Genomic DNA, 20,758 nt, shown 5'->3' with positions numbered 1-20,758 from the left:
GCAGTTAGTCCGACCAGATCTTGATTCCGAATTCCTTTAACAGCACGACGGTCTCGCAAAGAGGCAACCCAACAATGGATGAATAGCTGCCTTCCACGCGCTCCACGAAACTCCCGGCCAACCCCTGAATGCCGTATGCGCCCGCTTTGTCGGCTGGCTCACCGGAATCCCAATAGCGCTGAATTTCCTGCTCGGACAACTCTCGAAATCGCACCCGACTCAAAGTCGTCGTCACCTTGCAACCTTCCTCCGCGACCAAGGCCACGGAGGTCAGCACCTCATGCCATGTCCCTGACAGCCTGCGCAGCATGACCTGAGCGTCTTCAAAATCAACCGGCTTGCCGAGAATATCGCCTCCCGCCACAACCGTGGTGTCAGCGCCCAACACCACAATATCCTGTTGATCTTTACGCGCTTCAAATACTGTTTTCGCCTTATCTCTGGCGAGGCGCTCCACATAGTCCGCCGCTGCTTCAGAAGGCAGAACGCTTTCATCAATATCCGCACTGGCGATAGAAAACTCACACCCCAGCCCGGCGATCATTTCACGCCGACGCGGAGATCCCGACGCCAGCACAAGGCGCCTCCTACCAGGGTTACCGTCAAACATTTTCCAGTTTTTCCATTAGTAGCGAAAACAGCGGCCACAGCAGCGCAGAACTCAGAGCGCCCAATAAATACGCCATATCCGTCGCAGGCTGGGCGAGCATGCCATTAATCCAGCGAAACAGCATCAGCACAATGCCAACGATGATGAACACAACAAAAGACTGCTGAATCAAGGGGAACATTTGCAGTCGTTGCAACATCTTCAGCACCAGATAAGCCTGTAGCGCCAACGCCAGAGCATGCACCCCCAATGTGCTTCCCATCAAGACATCCCACAACAGCCCCACACACCATCCGACCAGAATGCCGCAGGCGCCGGGATGCTTCAACGTCCAGTAAAACATCACCATGCATATGGACTCGGGCCTAAAATAAGCAGCGTAACCACCCAGGGGAATCAGACTGACGCAAAACGCCAGGAACAGGGTGAATACGAACAAGACTGGACGAAACTCATCTCTGGGCATAAGGCCTACTGAGTTTCTTCAGGCGAAGGTTCGTCGGAAACCCTGTCTCCCACCTCCGACGATTTCTTCTTGAATACTAATAAAACGTGTCTGCTGCGGTTTAATTCGGATAACGGGTGCGCTTCGATTCGCGCAAAGGGTTCGCCCGGGTCATGAACCACCGCAGTCACTTTCGCAACCGGATAACCCGCCGGGAATTTACCACCCAAGCCAGAGCTCACCAGCAAGTCGCCAGCAACAATATCAGCTGTATCGGGAACGTTTATCAGTTGTAGCCGATCCAATACGCCGGAGCCGACGAGAATGCCGCGCACGCCGTTGCGATTAACCTGAATCGGCACGGCATGATTGCTATCGGAAATCAGAAGAACACGGGAGGTCAACGGCGATACTTGCGTCACCTGCCCCATTAACCCCTGCGAATCGAGCATAGGCTGCCCAACATAAACGCCATCGTCAGAACCTTTGTTGACGACCACCTCATGCATGTAAGGATCAGGGTTGATGCCGATGATCTCGGACACCAGCACAGAATCATCCACTACAGACGAAGCATTCAGCAATTCACGCAGACGATTAACTTCCGCAGTCAAAGACGCAAGACGCTGCGACTTTGCCTCAAGTATCAAAAGCCTATTGCGCAGCGCGTCATTTTCCTGCTGTAAATCGCGGCGCGATTTAACCGCATCTTCAGTCCAGTCGACCACGTCGGAAGGAGCGCTGACAACCCATTGCACGGGGGCGACGAGAGTCGCCAGCGTTTCGCGTAACGAAGATAAGAGATTGAGGTGATAATCCGCAAATCCGATGGCGATGGAGAGCACAGCCACCAATATCATTCGTGCGCCTAAAAATGGGCCTTCAACGAAGATATTTTTAATGTCGCAATCTCCCCAACAGTCCGGAAAGGAATTTATCTACAAACACAGAAAGCTACCATAAAACATGGCGAAAACAAGTGGTCAACTCCGTTAAAGAGTTGTTATTCCATAAAGAATAGACCACTGCCGCGTTTGTCGATAACTTCCAGCGCACGACCGCCGCCCCTTGCGACACAGGTAAGCGGATCGTCAGCAACGATCACCGGCAAGCCGGTTTCTTCTGTCAGCAAACTGTCCAGGCCACGCAATAATGCGCCGCCGCCAGTCAATACAATGCCTCTCTCAGCGATATCAGACGCCAGTTCAGGCGGCGACTGCTCCAATGCGCTCTTAACCGCCTGTACGATGGTCGCCAGGGCTTCCTGCAGCGCTTCGAGGATTTCTTCGCTGTTCAAGGTAAAACTACGGGGAACCCCCTCTGCGAGGTTGCGGCCGCGCACGTCGATTTCACGCAGCTCCAGACCTTCGTATGCGCAGCCGATTTCCTGCTTGATCCGCTCTGCGGTGGCGTCGCCAATCAAACTACCGTAATTGCGACGCACATAAGCGGTAATCGCCTCGTCAAATTTGTCTCCGCCCACTCTTACCGAGTCGGCGTACACAATACCGTTCAGGGAGATAATGGCGATTTCAGTGGTTCCGCCACCGATATCCACCACCATGGAGCCGTTCGCCTCTTCAACAGGCAGACCGGCGCCAATCGCCGCAGCCATAGGCTCTTCAATCAAAAATACTTCTCTGGCGCCCGCGCCAAGGGCGGACTCTCGAATTGCTTTACGCTCAACTTGAGTGGATCGGCTGGGGATACAAACCAGTACGCGAGGACTGGGGGTGATGAAACTGTTTTCATGCACTTTGTGGATAAAGTGCTGGAGCATCTTTTCAGTAACGTGAAAATCGGCGATGACGCCGTCTTTCAATGGTCGGATCGCGGTAATGTTGCCCGGCGTCCGTCCCAGCATCCTCTTCGCTTCGGCGCCTACCGCCGCAACGCTTTTCTGTGCGCCCTGGTTACGAATTGCGACCACAGAGGGCTCATTGAGCACAATTCCTCTTCCACGAACATAAATCAGTGTATTGGCGGTCCCCAGATCAATCGAAAGATCGCTGGAAAACAAACCACGTAATCGTTTAAACATTGAACGTTTGAATCCGTATTCTTTTTAGGGTTAGGCATGCTGCGGCAACTTTAACAGTGGCGAAGGGTCAGGGCAAGAATCATTTAGCCCCGCCCGGGCCTAGCCGCAAGCCATTAAAAAATTGTCATCAGAAAGGCCTGTTTTAGGGCGTTTTACAGGGAAAAAATCGCCAATTCATTTACAGACTGTACGCAAACCCTCTTATAATAGCCCTCTTTAGTTTCTGGTGCGATCAGGAGCGCTGCAATGGCGTTCGCCAGCCCGGATTCAACATCGAATTATCGGAACAGATCCGAATCAAGCCAACCGCAACGCCCAGCAGGAGAATAATGTGACTATCCAGTCGGAACAGTTGGAGACCATCGCCAAGCTAGCGAGATTGGAAACGCCCGGCGATCAAGTGGCGAAACTGACCCGCGATCTGGGACAGATTCTGGACTTCGTCGAACAGATGCAGAAAGTGGACACCAGCGCTGTAGAGCCTCTGTCCAATCCGCTGGAAATGACTCAGCGACTGCGTAAAGACGAAGTAACGGAAAGCAATCAGCGTGAAAAGTTTCAGGCCATCGCGCCAGCCACCGAAAATGGCTTGTATCTGGTTCCCAAAGTCATCGATTAAAACGACTGGAACGCCCGCCTCCCCAAGAACTTATTGCGAACGCCGTGCCGGTTATAGAAAAGTAAGAGATACGCATGTTGCCACATACTATTAGCGAGATCATAAGCGGACTCCGGGATAAGCAGTTTTCATCCCGTGAAATCACCCAGGATTACCTGACCAGAATCAAGCACCTCAATCCAGAATTGAATTGCTTCATCACCATTACTGAAGATCTGGCTCTCTCTCAGGCGGAACAAGCCGACGCTCGCCGCAATGCAGGAGAAGCCTCTATTCTGAATGGCGTACCTCTCGCGCACAAAGACGTCTTCTGCACAGAAGGCGTGACGACGACATGCGGCTCCAGAATGCTGGAAAAGTTTGTTCCCCCTTACGAGTCCACCGTCACCCGCAAGTTTATGGAGGCAGGCGCTGTCACATTGGGCAAGACCAACATGGACGAGTTCGCCATGGGCTCATCCAATGAGAACAGCTACTTTGGCCCGGTACGTAACCCTTGGGACACCGAGCGAGCCCCCGGCGGCTCTTCAGGCGGCTCCGCCGCAGCGGTTGCGGCCGGACTTTGCGCGGCGGCGACCGGTACGGATACAGGCGGATCGATTCGTCAGCCTGCCGCATTTTGCGGCCTGACCGGACTCAAGCCAACTTACGGACGCGTATCTCGTCTAGGCATGGTGGCTTTCGCATCAAGTCTGGATCAGGGCGGTCCTTTCACTCGCACGGCGGAAGATGCGGCGCTGCTAATGAACGTCATGGCCGGACACGACCCCATGGACTCCACCAGCGCCCTGAACCCCACTGAAGATTACACTTCAGCGCTGGCGCAACCGCTGACTGGCGTCACTATCGGCTTGCCAAAAGAATACTTCAGCAGCCAGCTCAATGCCGAACTCGAAAAAGCGCTGCAGGAAGCAATAAAAGTGTACGAATCTCTGGGCGCTTCCTTTAAAGAGGTCTCCCTGCCCCATACAGAGCTGTCCGTACCCGCTTACTACGTTATCGCCCCCGCGGAGTGCTCGACCAACCTGTCGCGCTTCGACGGCGTTCGCTACGGCCATCGCTGCGAGAACCCCAAAGATCTCGAAGACCTGTATCAACGTTCTCGATCCGAAGGTTTCGGGGACGAAGTAAAGCGCCGCATTTTAATCGGAACCTATGCACTGTCTGCAGGCTACTACGACGCCTATTATCGACAGGCGCAAAAAATCCGCCGCCTGATCAAAAACGATTTCGTGTCCGCGCTGAACGAAGTCGACGCGTTGTTATGCCCAACCACACCCGATATCGCCTTCAAACTGGGCGAGAAAACGTCAGACCCCGTACAGATGTATCTTGAGGACATCTTTACTATCCCCGCCAGCTTGGCTGGTCTGCCTGCGCTTGGATTGCCTTGCGGCTTCAAGGACGGCCTGCCTGTTGGGATGCAGTTGATCGGCAACTACTTTACTGAAGCCCGGTTATTGAACCTGGGCCATCAATATCAGCTGAACACTGACTGGCATAAACGCAGTCCGGCCCTGGGCGAATAAGCCCACCCGCACTACATAAAGATTACGCAACCATTAGCGAAGAGGTCATATCATGGAATGGGAAGCGGTTATCGGGCTGGAAGTTCATGTTCAGCTCGCCACCAAATCCAAAATATTCTCCGGCGCAGCCACTACCTTTGGCGCAGAGCCAAACACTCAGGCTTGCGCTGTAGATCTGGCCATGCCTGGCATGTTGCCAGTCATGAACGAAGAAGCAGTGCGTATGGCGGTGATGTTCGGCCTGGCCATCGGCGCCGAAATCAACACACGCTCGGTCTTCGACCGCAAAAACTATTTCTACCCTGATCTGCCCAAGGGTTATCAAATCAGCCAGCTGGATCACCCTACCGTCAAGCAAGGCAAACTGGACATCCAGCTTGAAAATGGCGAGAAGAAGACAATTAATATCACTCGCGCCCACCTGGAAGAAGACGCCGGAAAAAGTCTGCATGAAGATTTTCATGGCATGACAGGCATCGACTTGAACCGCGCCGGTACGCCTCTGCTGGAAATCGTGTCCGAGCCGGAACTGCGCAGCGCCAAAGAAGCCGTCGCGTACTTGAAGAAGTTGCACTCTATCGTCACCTACCTGGGCATCTCCGACGGCGACATGTCCCAAGGATCCATGCGCTGCGACTGCAACGTTTCCGTTCGCCCGAAAGGTCAGAAAGAGTTTGGCGTTCGCACCGAAATCAAAAACGTCAACTCCTTCCGTTTTGTCGAAAAGGCTATTCAAGGTGAAATTGAAAGGCAAATCGACTTAATAGAAGGCGGCCTTAAAGTCGAGCAAGAAACACGTCTATATGACGCCGACGATGACGACACCCGCTCCATGCGCAGCAAGGAATTCGCCAACGATTACCGCTATTTCCCAGACCCAGATCTGCTGCCCATAGAAATAGACGAAGCCTATATAGAAGCCGTCCGTGACACCCTCCCAGAGCTACCAGAACAAAAGCTGGCCCGTTTCTGTTCAGAGTACGGTTTGTCTGATTACGACGCTGGTGTGCTCGTCAGCTCCCGCGCGCAAGCGGACTACTTTGAAGTCGCAACAAAAATCGTCGGCGACGCCAAACTGACAGCCAACTGGGTGATGGGAGAACTGGCCAAACGCCTGAACCAGAATTCTCTGGATATCTCTCAATCTCCCGTCACGGCTGAAGGGCTTGGCAAGTTGCTGCTGCGCCTGAAAGACAACTCTATCAATGGCAAAGCCGCCAAGGATGTGCTTGAGGCTATGTGGAATGGCGAAGGTGAGGCTGATGAGATTATTGAGAAGAAAGGCCTAAAGCAAGTTTCCGACACGGGCGCCATTGAGGCTATTGTTGACGAGGTCCTGGCGAATAACGCAGCCCAAGTCGAACAATATAAAGCCGCAGATGAAGCCAAACGCGGAAAAATGATCGGATTCTTTGTCGGCCAAACGATGAAAATCTCAAAAGGCAAGGCTAACCCACAACAGGTGAACGAGATACTCGCCAAAAAGCTGAGTTAAGCCTAAAAAAAAGAGCCCTAAACGGGCTCTTTTTCATACTGGCTGCATCCGCAAGTTATACTGGACGCCCCCACAAGTCATACTCGTCCGCATCCTCTATCTCCACCGAAACCAGATCACCCGGCTTCAGATGAGTTTGGTTGTCTAAAAACACTTGTCCGTCAATTTCCGGCGCATCCGCTTTGGAACGACAAACCGCTCCTTCTTCCACCACCTCATCCACGATCACGTCCATACGCTTGCCGATTTTCGCCTGCAAACGACTGGCGCTGATACGCTGCTGCACTTCCATAAAGCGCTCCCAGCGCTCTTGTTTGACCGCTTCTTCAACAGGATCAGGCAGCTCATTCGCCGTGGCACCTTCCACAGGAGAGTATTTGAAGCACCCGACACGATCCAACTGCGCCTCCTCAAGAAAGTCGAGCAGTGTCTGAAAGTCTTCTTCGGTTTCTCCGGGAAAGCCGACAATAAAGGTGGAACGCAGAGTGATATCCGGACACTGCTCACGCCATTTGCCAATCCTGTGCAGCACCTTCTCTGCATGGGCTGGACGACGCATATTTTTCAACACGGCCGGAGAGGCATGCTGAAAAGGAATATCCAGATAAGGAAGAATTTTGCCCTCCGCCATCATCGGAATAACGTCATCGACATGAGGGTAAGGGTAAACGTAGTGCAACCGCACCCAAACGCCCATGCGCCCGAGCTCATCACAAAGCTCTTTCATACGCGTCTTGACCGGACGCCCTTCCCAGAAGCCGGTACGGTATTTGGTGTCCACCCCGTAAGCACTGGTGTCCTGAGAGATCACCAACAACTCTTTGACGCCGTTTTTCACTAGACGTTGCGCCTCGCCCAGCACATCACCGATAGGACGGCTCACCAAATCACCGCGGAAGGACGGAATTATGCAAAACGTACAACGGTGGTTACAGCCTTCAGATATCTTCAGATAGGCATAATGCTTGGGCGTGAGCTTAACCCCAGTATCGGGCACAAGGTTGAGGAAGGGGTTGTATTCAGGCTTCGGAGCCACTTGATGCACTTGGTTCATCACTTCCGAATAAGCGTGCGGGCCGCTTACCGCCAACACCTTTGGATGCACTTCGCGGATCACATCTTCTTTGGCGCCAAGACACCCGGTCACGATAACTTTGCCGTTCTCACGCAACGCTTCGCCAATGGCGTCCAGGGACTCTTGCACAGCACTGTCGATGAAGCCGCAGGTGTTCACCAAAACGACATCCGCATCTTCATAGCTGGCCGATATCTCGTACCCCTCCGTACGCAGTTGCGTCAGAATACGCTCCGAGTCTACTGTGTTTTTGGGGCAGCCAAGGCTGACAAAACCCACTTTGCCGCTAGAAGAGGACATCTACCATCACCTGTCTATTCAGAAAAAGGCCGCCATTCTACCTAAGCTCAGCCTGAGAAAATAGATCAAATATCGCTCAAACTTCGACCAGCAACACAGATTACACTCCGTAACAAAATACCCACACTGTTACAAAAAAATCGTGCTCTCTATGCCAAAAAGATTAATTTTAAATCAAATTCAATTTGGTACACTTAGCCTTCCATGTTGAATGTTAGTATCATTACTTAACCGACTATGATTCAAAGCAGTCCAACCGTCATGCAAAGAAATCTGAGGCATCATCTGCGCATTCCAACGGATTTCGTCGCTCATATCACCACACGCGACCAACGGGAATGCGACGCGGCCATCCACAACATTTCCAGAACGGGCCTCATGCTTGAGTGCGACCGCTGCATTCTGGAGACGTTGACGCCAAACGCCTTAAACTTCGCGCCATTACGGCCAGTCTGCATCAATATTCGCTTCACTCTGCCTCTGGGCAAGAAAGATGTTGTTGAAGTAGAGACAGAGATGTTGGTCATTTACACTCGTCGACTGGCTCGCAACGCCTTCCACGTAGGCTTACAATTCAAAGAATTGACGCCAGAGCAAACCCACCAACTTGAGCAGTATATCGCCGAGAATAAGCTGCGTTAGAAAATCGCCGCCGTATTTTCCAGGTTTTCATCTCAAGCTTTCTATTTGCGGCCTACGGCCCAAACAGGATGGAACCCCGGAAAATTCGCCAGAAACAGCCCGCTACAAGCAGCGCCGCTTAACTGCGTATATCAGAAGCTACTAAAAGGCCATAGAAAACTATATCGTCATAATAAAGTCTTCTAAAAGCCATTCTTCTTATAATCACCGAGTGTTTGGTATAGTAAGTGTAGTTTTTTAACCCAATCATCCTCGGACATCAGCCTTACCGGAGACCCCTTACTAAGGAGTGCAGTTGAAAAAATGACTGATTACAACCTCACCCATCTAAAACAGCTGGAAGCTGAAAGTATCCATATAATCAGAGAAGTCGCCGCCGAGTTCGAGCGCCCCGTCATGCTCTACTCCATCGGAAAAGACTCTTCGGTGATGCTACATTTGGCGCGCAAAGCCTTCTTTCCCGGCAAACCGCCCTTTCCTTTGATGCACGTGGACACGACCTGGAAGTTCAAGGATATGATCACTTTCCGTGATCAGCAGGCGGCGAAATTTGGACTGGACTTAATCGTCCACATAAATGAAGAAGGCGTACGCCAGGGCATCGGCCCTTTTTCTCACGGCAGCGCCAAGCATACCGATGTCATGAAGACCGAGTCTTTGAAACAGGCTCTCAATAAATATAAGTTTGATGCAGCCTTCGGCGGCGCCCGTCGCGACGAGGAGAAATCCCGCGCGAAAGAGCGCGTCTACTCTTTCCGTGACTCCAACCACCGCTGGGATCCAAAAAATCAGCGCCCGGAGCTGTGGAACCTGTACAATGGAAAAATCAATAAAGGCGAAAGCATCCGGGTGTTTCCTTTGTCCAACTGGACAGAGCTGGACATCTGGCAATACATCTATCTGGAGAACATCGAGCTCGTCCCTCTTTACTTCTCCGCCAAGCGCCCAGTTGTCGAGCGCGACGGCACGATGATCATGGTGGACGATGACCGTATGCCTTTAAAGCCGGGCGAAACCCCAATGATGAAAGACGTGCGCTTCCGTACTCTGGGCTGCTACCCGCTGACTGGAGCTATCGAATCTACGGCGACCACATTGCCGGAAATTATTCAGGAAATGCTGCTAACCACCAGCTCCGAGCGTCAAGGTCGCGTTATCGACCACGACCAGGCTGGCTCGATGGAGCAAAAGAAACGCGAAGGCTACTTCTGATCCATTTGGAGAAGAAGCGCCTTCAGGGAAGCATTCATTTAGCAGAATTTAATTGAGTACGGTCCATGTCACATCAATCAAACCTAATCAGCGAAGACATTCTCGAATATCTGAAGCAGCACGAACACAAAGAGCTGCTTCGTCTTTTAACCTGCGGCAGCGTTGACGACGGCAAAAGCACCCTGATCGGTCGATTGCTGCACGACTCCAAGATGATCTATGAAGATCAACTTGAAGCCATCAAGAAAGACAGCGCTAAATCCGGCAATGCGGGCGAAAAGCTCGATTTATCCCTGTTGGTGGACGGTCTTCAGGCGGAGCGCGAGCAAGGCATTACTATTGACGTTGCCTATCGCTATTTCTCCACCGCCAAGAGAAAGTTCATCATCGCCGACACCCCTGGCCATGAGCAATACACGCGTAACATGGCCACCGGCGCCTCCACTGCGCAACTGGCCATCATTCTGATCGACGCCCGTCACGGCGTCCTGAAACAGACCAAGCGCCACACCTTCATCGCCTCACTGCTGGGCATTCAGCACATTTTGGTGGCGGTGAACAAAATGGACCTGATGGACTACAGCGAGGAGCGTTACGAAGAGATCAAGCAGGAGTATCTGAGTTTCGCTAAGGGCCTGACTCTACACGACCTGAAATTCGTGCCGATTTCAGCGCTGGATGGCGACAACGTGGTCTCCAACTCACCGGCGATGCCTTGGTACAAAGACAAGCCTCTGATGGAAATCCTGGAGACAGTGGAAATCTCCCGCGACAAAAATCTGTCCGATTTCCGCATGCCCGTGCAGTACGTCAATCGCCCGAACCTGGACTTCCGCGGTTACAGCGGAACCGTGTCCTCGGGGATTATCCGCAAGGGCGATCCAGTCATGGCGCTGCCTTCCCGCAAAACCAGTACGGTCAAGTCCATCGTCACCTTCGAGGGTGAACAGGAAGAAGCATTCTCTGACCAGGCCGTGACGCTGACATTAGCCGACGAGATCGATATCAGCCGCGGCGACGTACTGGTTCGCCCAGACAATGTTCCCTGCGTATCCAACCGGATGCGGGCGCATATCGTCTGGATGAGCGAAGCGCCTTTGCTGCCGGGTCGTCAATACTACATCAAGCAAGCAACGCATCTGGCGACCGGTTCTGTCAGCCGCATCCATCATCAGATCGATGTTAATACACTGGAGAAGAGCGAAACCGATACGCTGCAGTTAAATGAAATCGGCTCCTGTGAAGTCACGCTCAACCAGCCTCTGGTGTTTGACCCCTATTCACGCAACCGCACCACCGGCGCGTTTATCATCGTTGACCGATTGACTAACGTGACTATCGGCGCAGGCATGATCGAAAGCGCTGTAGACGATGCAGACATCGCTGCTTTCGCCCCCATTACTGACGCAGAACGTGAAGCCCGTAACGGCCACAAGCCTGGCCTGATTAAAGTCGAAGGCGAATTGGCGGATAAACTGGCTTACGCACTGGAACGCAACTTGTTTGAACGTGGCAAGTCGGTAGTGGTTGTAGAGGAAACTCTGGCTGAAGCCACATTAACCGCTCTGTTGAAAGCCGGCCTGCTGGTCATCGCCATCCAAGGCGTTGAGTCATACGAAGGTGAAGTCGCCGCGACGGTAAGCGCAGCAGATGAGAAAGAGCTTTCAACACAGGTTAACCGTGTCATCGGTGAGCTGGTGGAAAAGCACTACTTCGTGTAAGGCTTTCTTAGTCTATTCAAAGGCTCCAGGGTGACTTTCGCCCTGGAGCCTTTTTTATTTCCCGTTACTTCAATGCCTGCAAGCATTCGCCCAAAGCGCTAACCGCGCGATTCGCACATTCTATCGTAGCGTTATTTCCCATTAGCCCAATACGCCAGATTTTCCCTTGCAGCGGCCCAAGCCCAGCGCCAATCTCCATGCTGTAATCCGTCAGCAGCTTAGTGCGCACCGCCGCTTCATCAACACCTTCCGGCACTTTAATCGCATTCAGCATCGGCAGACGGTAAGGCTCTTCCACCAGGAAGGATAGCCCCAGCGACTCCACGCCTCTCACCAAGGCCTCATGCGCAGCCTTATGCCTCGCCCAGCGATTCTCCAGCCCTTCGTCCAAAACCAGGCGCAGCGCCTCATGAATAGCGTACAGAGTATTGACCGGCGCTGTGTGGTGATACGCCCGCTGCCCGCCTTCAGCCCAGTAAGCCATCACCAGACTCATATCAAGAAACCAGCTTTGCACAGGCTTGGTGCGGGAGCGAATGCGCTCCGCCGCCGCTTCACTGAATGACACTGGCGCAATACCTGGCACAGCAGAAAGACACTTTTGCGCGCCACTGTATACCGCGTCGGCTTTCCAGCCGTCTACATCCACCTCTATGCCACACCAGGAAGTAACCATATCGACGACGGACAGCACGCCACGCTCGTGCGCAAGACGACACAAGGTCTCAGCATCTGAACGCGCGCCAGTGGACGTTTCCGCATGCACAAACGCCAATAGCCGCACATTGGGGTGCTCGTTCAGAACCTCCTCAATACGCTGCGGATCAACTGGGCTACCCCACTCAAACTCAACAACAATCGGTACGCCTCCCGCACGAACGACGTTTTCCACCATACGTTTGCCGAACACGCCATTGATCGCGACAATCGCCTGATCCCCCGGCTCCAGCAAATTAACCAGGCAGGTTTCCATGCCAGCGGAGCCAGGCGCCGAAACAGGCATCGTCAATCTATTCTGCGTCTTGAATGTCGCCTGCAACATCTGTTTGATCTGATCCATCATATTGATAAAGACAGGGTCCAGATGACCGATGGTCGGTTGCGACATCGCCGCAAGCACACTGACGGGCGTGTTCGAAGGCCCGGGCCCCAGCAGTAACCGGTTGGGAATAGTAAAGCCTGTACTCATGCTTGGTTCCTTGAATCATTGTTATGGATAAAGGAAGTCTACAAGACAACGCAACATATCTCACGGTTGCTGAGTAAAACTCAGAATGCCCGCACAGCAGCCTTGCACTCTTTACTGGGGCGATTACAATCCGCCTTTAACTAGGACACGGCTTCGTCCGGCGTCTCTCCGCACACTCAGGCTCGATTAAGGCTTACCTACTATGGCGATCAGCGAACTCAGCATTCAGGTACTGGAAAAATTCTCCGAAGACGACGCCAGCCAGACCCGAATTCCGCAACAACTGCCCAAGACAGGCGCGGACAATGAGGCCGTTTTTCATACTTTACGTCGATTGTTCGCAGCTAAGACAGGTAAGGCTTTTGGCCGTATCAACCTCCATGCGGAGGGTCAAAGTTTCGGTCCCAGGTTAAAAGATTGGTACGAAGGGAAAATGTCCTTCCAGCAGTTAACCGAAAAAGGCCTGGCCGATTTCAAAGAAAAACTGGACGTCATCCCCCTCACCACACAGAGCTATTTATTGTGGATTCACGACCAGCAGGGCGACGCCCGCACCCTTTATATTTTTGTCCTGGAAAGCAGCGTCACCAATGTCGTCACCAACGAATTGCAAATCGAGCCCATTGAGCACTTGGACCCGCAAGCCATCACTTTCGCCCTGCGTATCGAGCTAGACCCACTTTTCGCCAGCAATCAGCCTGACTGCGCCACCGTCTATCTACAACGCAACCTGCGCAAGATAGGCGAAGCGGGCTGCCATAGTTTTGGTTTCGCCACCCATGTGGACACCGCCAAAGAAACTGAAGTGGTGTTGAGCGGCCTGGAGCGCTTCGCGGAGTCACTGGACCCGAAAAGCGCAGCCAAGCTGAAGAAAAAGGCGGTTGAGTTCTGCTCAGACCAGGAGAAACTGGGGGAAGCGGTACAAATTGAAGAATTGTCCATCGCTATGGATGAACAAAACCCCGACAAGTTCGCCCACTTTATGCGTGAAGCCATACCAGAAGCTCCAGCCGCGCTGCGCCCTGACAGCCGCAAGCTAAAACAGCTCGTCCGCTTTGCAGGCAGAGGCTCTGGCATGAGCTTGTCGTTCTCTTCCGAAGCAATCAATGAAAGCATTATTTACGACAGCGAGAAAGACGCCCTCATTATCATGGAGATCCCCAAGTCTTTGAAAGCGCAGTTAAAACGCTATTTGAGCCCGCAAGATGAGCAAGAACAGAATCAGGACGACAACGCCGAATAAGCCGGGGATCAATACGCAAGTTTAAGAAGATAGCGGCAGCGCCGGGAATACGGCGCCGCCATCAGAGCTAGCGATCCGTTTTCACTGGGGGACGGGGAAAGCTGGCCACGGTCCCTCCGGACTTGCCGGAGGAGATCTTTGCTGTTCCCTGCTGCTCCACTTCGTCGATACGGATGATGGAGGTCATGGGAATAAAGGAACGGCTTACCCCTGCAAACTCCCCTTTGAGCTTCTCTTCCGCAGGATCGACCAGTAGCTGGGAGCGCTCACCGAACAACCAGCTCTCCACCTCAATAAACCCATACAGCTCGCTGGAATAGACTTTACTCGCGTACAGCTCGAATACCTCATCCTGATTAAAGTAAACGACCCGAAAAACTTTTTTACTCGTCTTATTCGACATAAACACACCTGTAAATTCAATCGCTCAACTATCCGTATCGCCCTCGTAAGCCTTGAGAACAAAGGGGAGACGCTGAAAACCGGCGCAATCATATCACAGCCTCCACCGGGCTCTGGAGTCCATACTGCTAACTTTTTGAACGCCCCCCTACACTAGAGCACGCCTAAAACGTATAATACGCGGTCCCAATTTTTAAGTTCGCAGATTCTTCGGGTGGTTTTGAATGGCGCAAAAACTCTTTATTAAAACCTATGGCTGTCAGATGAACGAGTATGACTCCTCGCGCATGGCTGACTTATTAGGTGAGAGTCATAGCGTTGAGCTCACCGACAACCCCGATGAGGCGGACATTTTACTGCTGAACACCTGTTCTATCCGGGAAAAAGCCCAGGAGAAAGTGTTTCATCAGTTAGGCCGCTGGAGAACGCTTAAAGAAAAGAACCCTAATCTGCTGATTGGCGTCGGCGGCTGCGTCGCCAGCCAGGAAGGCGACGCCATTCGCGACCGCGCGCCTTACGTGGATATGGTGTTTGGCCCGCAGACCCTGCACCGTCTGCCGGAAATGGTCAACTCCGTCGCCCATCAAAAGATCCCTATGGTGGACGTCACATTCCCCGAAATTGAAAAGTTCGACCGCCTGCCCATGCCCAGCAGCGAAGGCGCCAGCGCCTTCGTCTCCATAATGGAAGGCTGCAGCAAATACTGCACATTCTGCGTAGTGCCCTACACTCGCGGTGAAGAAGTCAGCCGCCCTGTGGACGACGTCATTGCGGAAGTCGCGCATTTGGCCGGACAAGGCGTGCGTGAAGTCAACCTGCTCGGCCAGAACGTCAACGCTTACCGGGGACTGACCCACGACGGCGATTACATGGATTTGGCTGAGCTGATCACTTATGTCGCCTCAATCGACGGCATTGATCGCATCCGCTACACCACGTCGCACCCGGTCGAATTTTCCGACTCACTTATCGAAGTCTACGCCAGCGTTCCCAAGCTGGTCAGCCACCTGCACTTACCCGTGCAAAGCGGCTCCGACCGTATACTGAACCTGATGAAGCGCGGCCACACTGTGGCGGAGTACACAGACAAACTGCGTCGCCTGCAAGAGATTCGTCCTGACATCAGCCTGTCCTCTGACTTCATTGTTGGCTTTCCAGGGGAAACTGACGCGGATTTCGAGGAAACCATGAATCTGATCAATGAGATAGGCTTTGACCACTCATTCAGCTTTGTTTACAGCGCTCGTCCGGGCACTCCCGCCGCGAACCTGGAAGACAACGTCTCCGAAGAAGCCAAGAAGCAGCGTCTGGCGATTCTGCAACAGCGCATCTTGCAGTTCGCACAGGACATCAGCCGCAAAATGGTCGGCTCCACCCAGCGTATTTTGGTGACTGGCGTATCCAAGAAAGACCCTGGCGAACTACAGGGACGCACCGAAAACAATCGTGTGGTGAACTTCCGTAGCGACAGTCATGACATTATCGGGCGTTTTGTCGATGTCACCATCACTGCAGCCTTGCCCAACTCACTGCGCGGCGAACGCGTTGATGGCCTGGACTATTAAGTCACAGGCCCATATCACACTATCAGGCGATATATTTTGAACGAACCAGCCATCAGCTTTAAGCTGGAACCTGCTGACCCCATCAGACTGCAAGCGCTATGCGGGCAGTTTGACGAAAACCTGCGCTTAATCGAACGCCGCCTGAAGGTGCGCGTCGCCTATCGTGGACATGCCTTCACTCTGTTTGGGGAAGAAAAGAACGCCCAGGCGGCGGCGGAAATCATCCGTCATATTTACCGTGAAACAGAAGCTTCCACGTCCATAGAACCCGATACAGTCCATCTGTTTATTCGTGAGTCCGGAGCCGAGGAAGAAGACGAAACAAGCAGCTCTTCCGGCGGCGTTGTCATCCGCACGCCCAAGCTACATATTCGGCCACGCGGTCAAAACCAGATTCACTATGTGAAGTCCGTCCTGCAGCACGACATCAACTTCGGCGTAGGCCCTGCAGGCACAGGCAAGACTTACTTGGCGGTCGCTTGCGCAGCACAAGCGCTGGCCGACGACCAGGTAAAACGAATTCTGTTGGTGCGCCCAGCGGTTGAAGCGGGAGAAAAACTAGGGTTCCTGCCCGGCGACCTGGCGCAAAAAGTCGACCCCTATCTGCGCCCTCTGTACGACGCGTTATACGAGATGTTTGGTTTCGAGCACGTCAATCGACTGCTGGAGAAAGGGCTGATCGAAATTGCGCCGCTGGCTTTCATGCGCGGCCGCACGCTGAACAACGCTTTTATCATCCTGGATGAAAGTCAGAACACCACGCCAGAGCAGATGAAGATGTTCCTGACCCGAATCGGCTTCGGCTCAACTGCAGTAGTTACTGGAGACCCCACCCAGGTCGACCTGCCGAAAGGCGTCCCATCCGGACTGGTTCAAGCATTGAAAGTACTGGAGGACGTCAAAGGCGTCAGCGTCACCAAATTCCTGAGCAAAGACGTCGTTCGTCACCCGCTTGTACAAAGAATTGTTGATGCGTACGAAGCATTTAACAAAAATTCCATTTGAAAATCGTCGCCGAAGCCCATATAAACGAAGCAAACGCATCTAAATAAAGCAGTTTATGAGTCTCGACGTCGATATCCAGATAGCCTCGGAAGAGGCTGACCTTCCAAGTGAAGAACAGCTGATTCTGTGGGCGCAAGCAGCCCTGCGCGAAACAGGCGACCATGAGGTGACCATCCGCATCGTTGACGCGGAGGAAAGCCAGGAGCTGAACGCGCAGTATCGCGGCAAAGACAAGCCGACCAATGTCCTGTCCTTCCCTTTTGAAAACCCGCCCGGATTAACTTTGCCCCTGCTGGGCGACTTGGTTATTTGCGCGCCGGTAGTGTTCAACGAAGCCGTTGAGCAACAAAAAACCGCCGCTGCGCACTGGGCTCATATGGTCATTCATGGGATGCTGCATTTACAGGGATACGACCATATAATTGACGAGGAAGCAGAGGTTATGGAAAGTCTCGAAACAGAACTGGTGACCAGTCTGGGCTTTCCCCCTCCCTACGCCACCAACAGTTCGTTAGCTGAAGGGTAACACAACATCAATGAGTGACGATCATTCGGGTAGCCAGCAAATCTCTCGCTCATGGCTTGACCGTATAACCCAGGCCTTTTCCGATGAACCGCAAAACAAGGAAGAACTCCTGCAGATTATGCGGGAGGCGGAAAACCGCAACATCATAGATCCCGACTCTCTAAGCCTGATTGAGGGCGCCATGCAGGTCACAGACATGCAGGTCAGGGAAATTATGATTCCTCGCGCTCAAATGAGCGTCGTCAAGGCTTCACAAAGCCCTCAGGAGTACATGGACGAGCTGCTTGAGTCCGCCCATTCCCGCTACCCTGTCATCGGTGAATCCAAAGACGAAGTCGTGGGCATTCTGCTGGCTAAAGACCTGCTTGGACTGGCGCTGAAAAACGAATTAAACAAAAGCAAAGTTCAGGACATTCTGCGTCCCGTATGGTTTATTCCTGAGAGTAAGCGTTTGAATCAGCTGCTGAAAGAGTTCAAGGAAAACCGCAATCACATGGCGATTGTGGTGGACGAATATGGCGGCGTGGCCGGTCTGGTGACCATCGAGGACGTGCTTGAGCAGATTGTTGGCGAAATCGAAGATGAACATGACTTCGATGAAGAAAGCCTCATCAAATGCACTGGCCACAACCAGTATGTCGTCAAAGCGCTGACCCCGGTGGAAGAGTTTAACGAATACTTCACCACCAACCTGGACGAAGAAGAGTTCGACACAATTGGCGGGCTGGTCATCAAGCAGTTTGGGCGCCTGCCCAAACGGGGTGAAACCGTCTCTTTTAACGGTTTCGACATCAAGATACTCAACGCGGACAGCCGCCAGATTCGCCTGATCCAGGTCAGCCGCACGGCATGAAGTCCGCTTTGCTGAGAAACTGGGTGGCTCCGGCCGCCGCAGGCGGGCTGTTCACCCTTGGTTTCGCCCCCTACAACCTGTGGTTCTGCGCCTTTCCCGCCGCCTTGATCCTGCTGAATGTATTTCAATTCGGCAAGATCAAACAGGCTCTGGCGCAAGGCTGGGCGTTTGGCCTCGGACTATTTGGCTCCGGCGCTTCCTGGGTTTACGTCAGCATCCATGAACATGGCAACGCCAGCGCAGTGCTGGCCTTTATCCTGACCGCCGCCTTTGTCGCCGGCATAGCCTTATTCCCCACGCTGCAATTTGCGATAACCGCCCGCCTGACCCGGAGACGCTTATCGCCTGGCCTGGAAGGGCTTGTTTTTATCGCCATGTGGGTTTTGTTCGAATGGGTCAGATCCTGGTTACTGACAGGCTTCCCCTGGCTGTTTCTGGGCGTCGCCTTTATCGAAACGCCATTAGCCGGCTGGGCGCCGATACTGGGCGTCTATGGCGTGACCTTTCTCTTATGGTTGACCTGCCACGCCTTAAACCTCAGCTATCGTAACCGCAAATCTTTGACTGGCCTCGCCTGTGCCGCGACGTTAATCGTCGGAACCTGGGGCGGAGGGGCCTTATTACAGCAAATTGAATGGACGACTCCACGAGGCGAACCTATTCAGGTCAGCATGGTGCAGGCGAACATTGCCCAGGAAGTAAAATGGCTTCGCGAGAATCGTGAAGTTATTACAGAGACTTATCTCACTCTCACCGAACCACTCTGGGACAGCGACCTGATTATCTGGCCGGAAACCGCTCTCCCTTATTTCAGCAGTCAGGCGGGACCACTGCTCAAACAGCTGGACAAGCAAGCCAAAGAAAACAACGCCGCTTTAATGATGGGCATTCTCAGCGCGGACAGAGGTGAAGACGCCAGGATAAATATTTACAACAGCTTTATCGCGTTGGGCCAAGGCGAAGGCTCATACAACAAGCAAAAGCTGGTGCCCTTTGGCGAATACGTGCCCTTGGAGTCTTGGCTGCGGGGGCTTATCGACTTCTTTAATCTACCCATGTCCAGCATGCAAAAGGGTTCGCCGACACAAGCCCCGATTCGTTTTCGGGACGCCCCCCTGATGCCTTTCATCTGCTACGAAGTCGTGTATCCAGACTTCGTGGCAAAGCTGGCGCAAGAGCCTGAGTTATTGGTGACGGTCAGCAATGATAGCTGGTTCGGAGCCTCTATTGGGCCACACCAACATCTGCAAATCGCACAAATGAGAGCGCTGGAGAATGATAAGTTTATGCTGCGCTCCACCAATAACGGCATTACCGCCATCATTGACCCACATGGCCGCATCGCCTCTCGCGCTCCGCAGTTTCAGGCGACTACATTAAGCGGCGCGGTAGAATTACGCCAAGGAGCTACGCCCTTCTCACGCCTGGGATCCTGGCCAATACTGATCATAGCGACCCTTTTGCTGGCTGGCGCACTATTACTGGGACGGCGCGAGCAGACTGCAGCCCCCGCCGCCGCATTAGAGCAGGCGGGTTAGTCTCCGCCTTCTGGAGCGCCATCTCCTTCAAGCTCGGGTTCGTAGGGCCAACGGGATGTAAGCCGCTGAAAATAGATGCCCTGGCACCGGTGACAGGTGTCGATATGCGACGTTTCCACCAAGCAGACCATTTTGCCGCACTGATCGCATTTAAGTACGCCCGGGCAAGCGACCTCGCCTGCGACATAGGTTCCCGGATCATGGTGCAGCTGGTAATCCAGCTTCTCCAAATCCACCAGGGTTTTATCCGCGATGGACAGTAGCGCGTCGCCGATGCGCTGCTCAATCAGGTCAATGTCCAGCCTCAGCCACTCGCGCAGCCCTTTACCCGTCTCCGCAACAAAGTGGTAAAGCTCTTTCATGTCGCGTTTGACGTAGGCCTCCAAGAGATTCCATTCCTCCTTGGTCAGCTTCGCCAGCCCCTGCTCAAACTCGACAGCCTGATCAATCTCCTGCTTAACGGTCTCCCATGTCTTTACTTCAACGTCAGCGAGAGATTTCTCAACGCGCTGCAGAATATTGTTGTACGCCTGCACGACATGTTCAGGCGCTTTATCCTCCTGCTTCATACCTTAACCTCCCGGATATGCGAGATCTTGTTTTCAACCCTACTCCAACCCTATCTGTAGTCAACACTATTAGGTTAGAATAAACGGCTTTCATGGCGGAAAGTCCGCCATTAACCCATTGTGTTTACACGCCCCCAGCGCCTTGCCGACGCAGAGTCCATCAGTAAGGATTATGTCAC

The 20,758-nt window shown here is 53.1% G+C and carries 20 protein-coding genes; 12 read left to right on the top strand and 8 right to left on the bottom strand.

Features of this window, described 5'->3' with window-relative positions; all coding sequences use genetic code 11:
- Positions 1-4 precede the first annotated feature (4 nt).
- From ACQYWX_RS06360 to ACQYWX_RS06345, 4 genes are all read right to left on the bottom strand, one after another.
- The gene (locus tag ACQYWX_RS06360; RefSeq protein WP_431688258.1) at positions 5-610 is read right to left on the bottom strand and encodes a Maf family protein; all 606 of its coding nucleotides are present in this window, start codon (positions 608-610) and stop codon (positions 5-7) included.
- Positions 603-1,076 carry a rod shape-determining protein MreD gene (gene mreD / locus ACQYWX_RS06355; RefSeq protein WP_216735065.1) on the bottom strand — a complete coding sequence of 158 codons (474 nt, stop codon included), beginning with the start codon at positions 1,074-1,076 and terminating at the stop codon, positions 603-605. The genes ACQYWX_RS06360 and mreD overlap by 8 nt, the downstream gene beginning before the upstream one ends.
- A 5-nt stretch (positions 1,077-1,081) precedes the next feature.
- Positions 1,082-1,915, bottom strand: coding sequence for a rod shape-determining protein MreC (gene mreC / locus ACQYWX_RS06350; protein ID WP_216735066.1), 834 nt, complete (start codon positions 1,913-1,915; stop codon positions 1,082-1,084).
- Positions 1,916-2,058: 143 nt separating this feature from the next.
- Positions 2,059-3,096: a rod shape-determining protein gene (locus ACQYWX_RS06345; RefSeq protein WP_011399070.1), complete on the bottom strand. Its 1,038-nt coding sequence runs from the start codon at positions 3,094-3,096 to the stop codon at positions 2,059-2,061.
- A gap of 331 nt (positions 3,097-3,427) precedes the next feature.
- On the opposite strand from ACQYWX_RS06345, the gene gatC reads away from it, so the two are divergent.
- The 3 genes from gatC (at position 3,428) to gatB (ending at position 6,739) form a co-directional block, all read left to right on the top strand.
- A complete protein-coding gene (gene gatC / locus ACQYWX_RS06340; RefSeq protein ID WP_127968973.1) occupies positions 3,428-3,715 on the top strand; it encodes an Asp-tRNA(Asn)/Glu-tRNA(Gln) amidotransferase subunit GatC in 288 nt (95 codons plus the stop codon).
- A gap of 74 nt (positions 3,716-3,789) precedes the next feature.
- Positions 3,790-5,244 (top strand): Asp-tRNA(Asn)/Glu-tRNA(Gln) amidotransferase subunit GatA, encoded by a 1,455-nt coding sequence (gene gatA / locus ACQYWX_RS06335; protein ID WP_431688257.1) that lies wholly within the window; start codon positions 3,790-3,792, stop codon positions 5,242-5,244.
- Between the two features lie 52 nt (positions 5,245-5,296).
- Complete coding sequence (gene gatB, locus ACQYWX_RS06330) at positions 5,297-6,739, top strand: Asp-tRNA(Asn)/Glu-tRNA(Gln) amidotransferase subunit GatB (RefSeq protein ID WP_431688256.1); 1,443 nt, start codon at positions 5,297-5,299, stop codon at positions 6,737-6,739.
- Between the two features lie 55 nt (positions 6,740-6,794).
- On the opposite strand, the gene rimO is transcribed toward gatB, so the two are convergent.
- A complete protein-coding gene (rimO, locus tag ACQYWX_RS06325; RefSeq protein ID WP_431688255.1) occupies positions 6,795-8,114 on the bottom strand; it encodes a 30S ribosomal protein S12 methylthiotransferase RimO in 1,320 nt (439 codons plus the stop codon).
- A 261-nt stretch (positions 8,115-8,375) separates the two neighbouring features.
- Between rimO and ACQYWX_RS06320 the strand changes: the two genes are divergently transcribed.
- The 3 genes from ACQYWX_RS06320 (at position 8,376) to cysN (ending at position 11,689) form a co-directional block, all read left to right on the top strand.
- A complete protein-coding gene (locus ACQYWX_RS06320) occupies positions 8,376-8,756 on the top strand; it encodes a PilZ domain-containing protein (protein ID WP_241566998.1) in 381 nt (126 codons plus the stop codon).
- Between the two features lie 303 nt (positions 8,757-9,059).
- Positions 9,060-9,968, top strand: a complete 909-nt coding sequence (cysD, locus tag ACQYWX_RS06315; RefSeq protein ID WP_279503129.1) for a sulfate adenylyltransferase subunit CysD — start codon at positions 9,060-9,062, stop codon at positions 9,966-9,968.
- A gap of 65 nt (positions 9,969-10,033) precedes the next feature.
- Complete coding sequence (gene cysN, locus ACQYWX_RS06310) at positions 10,034-11,689, top strand: sulfate adenylyltransferase subunit CysN (RefSeq protein ID WP_431688254.1); 1,656 nt, start codon at positions 10,034-10,036, stop codon at positions 11,687-11,689.
- 64 nt (positions 11,690-11,753) lie between these two features.
- Here cysN and ACQYWX_RS06305 read toward each other — a convergent pair whose 3' ends face one another.
- Entirely contained in the window at positions 11,754-12,878 is a 1,125-nt protein-coding gene (locus tag ACQYWX_RS06305; RefSeq protein ID WP_431688253.1) for a pyridoxal-phosphate-dependent aminotransferase family protein, read from the bottom strand.
- A 202-nt stretch (positions 12,879-13,080) separates the two neighbouring features.
- Between ACQYWX_RS06305 and ACQYWX_RS06300 the strand changes: the two genes are divergently transcribed.
- Complete coding sequence (locus ACQYWX_RS06300) at positions 13,081-14,121, top strand: nucleoid-associated protein (RefSeq protein WP_216735075.1); 1,041 nt, start codon at positions 13,081-13,083, stop codon at positions 14,119-14,121.
- 67 nt (positions 14,122-14,188) lie between these two features.
- Here the strand turns inward: ACQYWX_RS06300 and ACQYWX_RS06295 are convergent, their stop codons facing one another.
- Positions 14,189-14,524: a DUF1820 family protein gene (locus ACQYWX_RS06295; protein WP_431688252.1), complete on the bottom strand. Its 336-nt coding sequence runs from the start codon at positions 14,522-14,524 to the stop codon at positions 14,189-14,191.
- Positions 14,525-14,747: 223 nt separating this feature from the next.
- Here ACQYWX_RS06295 and miaB point away from each other — a divergent pair, with 223 nt between their 5' ends.
- Genes miaB through lnt form a run of 5 tightly spaced genes read left to right on the top strand, consistent with a single transcriptional unit; the run spans position 14,748 to position 20,010 of the window.
- Positions 14,748-16,088, top strand: coding sequence for a tRNA (N6-isopentenyl adenosine(37)-C2)-methylthiotransferase MiaB (miaB, locus tag ACQYWX_RS06290; protein WP_431688251.1), 1,341 nt, complete (start codon positions 14,748-14,750; stop codon positions 16,086-16,088).
- Positions 16,089-16,124: 36 nt separating this feature from the next.
- Positions 16,125-17,093: a PhoH family protein gene (locus tag ACQYWX_RS06285; protein ID WP_216735077.1), complete on the top strand. Its 969-nt coding sequence runs from the start codon at positions 16,125-16,127 to the stop codon at positions 17,091-17,093.
- A gap of 55 nt (positions 17,094-17,148) precedes the next feature.
- Positions 17,149-17,619: an rRNA maturation RNase YbeY gene (gene ybeY, locus ACQYWX_RS06280; protein WP_216735078.1), complete on the top strand. Its 471-nt coding sequence runs from the start codon at positions 17,149-17,151 to the stop codon at positions 17,617-17,619.
- Between the two features lie 10 nt (positions 17,620-17,629).
- Positions 17,630-18,472 (top strand): HlyC/CorC family transporter, encoded by an 843-nt coding sequence (locus ACQYWX_RS06275; RefSeq protein ID WP_216735079.1) that lies wholly within the window; start codon positions 17,630-17,632, stop codon positions 18,470-18,472.
- Entirely contained in the window at positions 18,469-20,010 is a 1,542-nt protein-coding gene (gene lnt / locus ACQYWX_RS06270) for an apolipoprotein N-acyltransferase (protein ID WP_431688250.1), read from the top strand. The genes ACQYWX_RS06275 and lnt overlap by 4 nt, the downstream gene beginning before the upstream one ends.
- Here lnt and ACQYWX_RS06265 read toward each other — a convergent pair.
- The gene (locus ACQYWX_RS06265) at positions 20,007-20,579 is read right to left on the bottom strand and encodes a zinc ribbon-containing protein (RefSeq protein WP_431688249.1); all 573 of its coding nucleotides are present in this window, start codon (positions 20,577-20,579) and stop codon (positions 20,007-20,009) included. The two genes, lnt and ACQYWX_RS06265, sit on opposite strands and share 4 nt — an antisense overlap.
- Positions 20,580-20,758: the final 179 nt, after the last annotated feature.

The organism is Hahella sp. NBU794 (assembly GCF_050749805.1).
GTDB lineage: Bacteria > Pseudomonadota > Gammaproteobacteria > Pseudomonadales > Oleiphilaceae > Hahella.
The sequence above is the reverse complement of the archived record's forward strand: the minus strand, read 5'-3'. Positions and strand labels throughout refer to the sequence as shown.

Bases quoted from the DNA above. Each gene is read 5' to 3' on its own strand.
- ybeY (WP_216735078.1), top strand. From the start codon at position 17,149: ATGAGTCTCGACGTCGATATCCAGATAGCCTCGGAAGAGGCTGACCTT.
- ACQYWX_RS06360 (WP_431688258.1), bottom strand. From the start codon at position 610: ATGTTTGACGGTAACCCTGGTAGGAGGCGCCTTGTGCTGGCGTCGGGA.
- ACQYWX_RS06265 (WP_431688249.1), bottom strand. From the start codon at position 20,579: ATGAAGCAGGAGGATAAAGCGCCTGAACATGTCGTGCAGGCGTACAAC.
- ACQYWX_RS06305 (WP_431688253.1), bottom strand. From the start codon at position 12,878: ATGAGTACAGGCTTTACTATTCCCAACCGGTTACTGCTGGGGCCCGGG.
- ACQYWX_RS06345 (WP_011399070.1), bottom strand. From the start codon at position 3,096: ATGTTTAAACGATTACGTGGTTTGTTTTCCAGCGATCTTTCGATTGAT.
- rimO (WP_431688255.1), bottom strand. From the start codon at position 8,114: ATGTCCTCTTCTAGCGGCAAAGTGGGTTTTGTCAGCCTTGGCTGCCCC.
- ACQYWX_RS06300 (WP_216735075.1), top strand. From the start codon at position 13,081: ATGGCGATCAGCGAACTCAGCATTCAGGTACTGGAAAAATTCTCCGAA.
- gatA (WP_431688257.1), top strand. From the start codon at position 3,790: ATGTTGCCACATACTATTAGCGAGATCATAAGCGGACTCCGGGATAAG.
- ACQYWX_RS06295 (WP_431688252.1), bottom strand. From the start codon at position 14,524: ATGTCGAATAAGACGAGTAAAAAAGTTTTTCGGGTCGTTTACTTTAAT.
- miaB (WP_431688251.1), top strand. From the start codon at position 14,748: ATGGCGCAAAAACTCTTTATTAAAACCTATGGCTGTCAGATGAACGAG.
- mreD (WP_216735065.1), bottom strand. From the start codon at position 1,076: ATGCCCAGAGATGAGTTTCGTCCAGTCTTGTTCGTATTCACCCTGTTC.
- cysN (WP_431688254.1), top strand. From the start codon at position 10,034: ATGTCACATCAATCAAACCTAATCAGCGAAGACATTCTCGAATATCTG.
- mreC (WP_216735066.1), bottom strand. From the start codon at position 1,915: ATGATATTGGTGGCTGTGCTCTCCATCGCCATCGGATTTGCGGATTAT.
- lnt (WP_431688250.1), top strand. From the start codon at position 18,469: ATGAAGTCCGCTTTGCTGAGAAACTGGGTGGCTCCGGCCGCCGCAGGC.
- ACQYWX_RS06275 (WP_216735079.1), top strand. From the start codon at position 17,630: ATGAGTGACGATCATTCGGGTAGCCAGCAAATCTCTCGCTCATGGCTT.
- cysD (WP_279503129.1), top strand. From the start codon at position 9,060: ATGACTGATTACAACCTCACCCATCTAAAACAGCTGGAAGCTGAAAGT.
- gatB (WP_431688256.1), top strand. From the start codon at position 5,297: ATGGAATGGGAAGCGGTTATCGGGCTGGAAGTTCATGTTCAGCTCGCC.
- ACQYWX_RS06320 (WP_241566998.1), top strand. From the start codon at position 8,376: ATGCAAAGAAATCTGAGGCATCATCTGCGCATTCCAACGGATTTCGTC.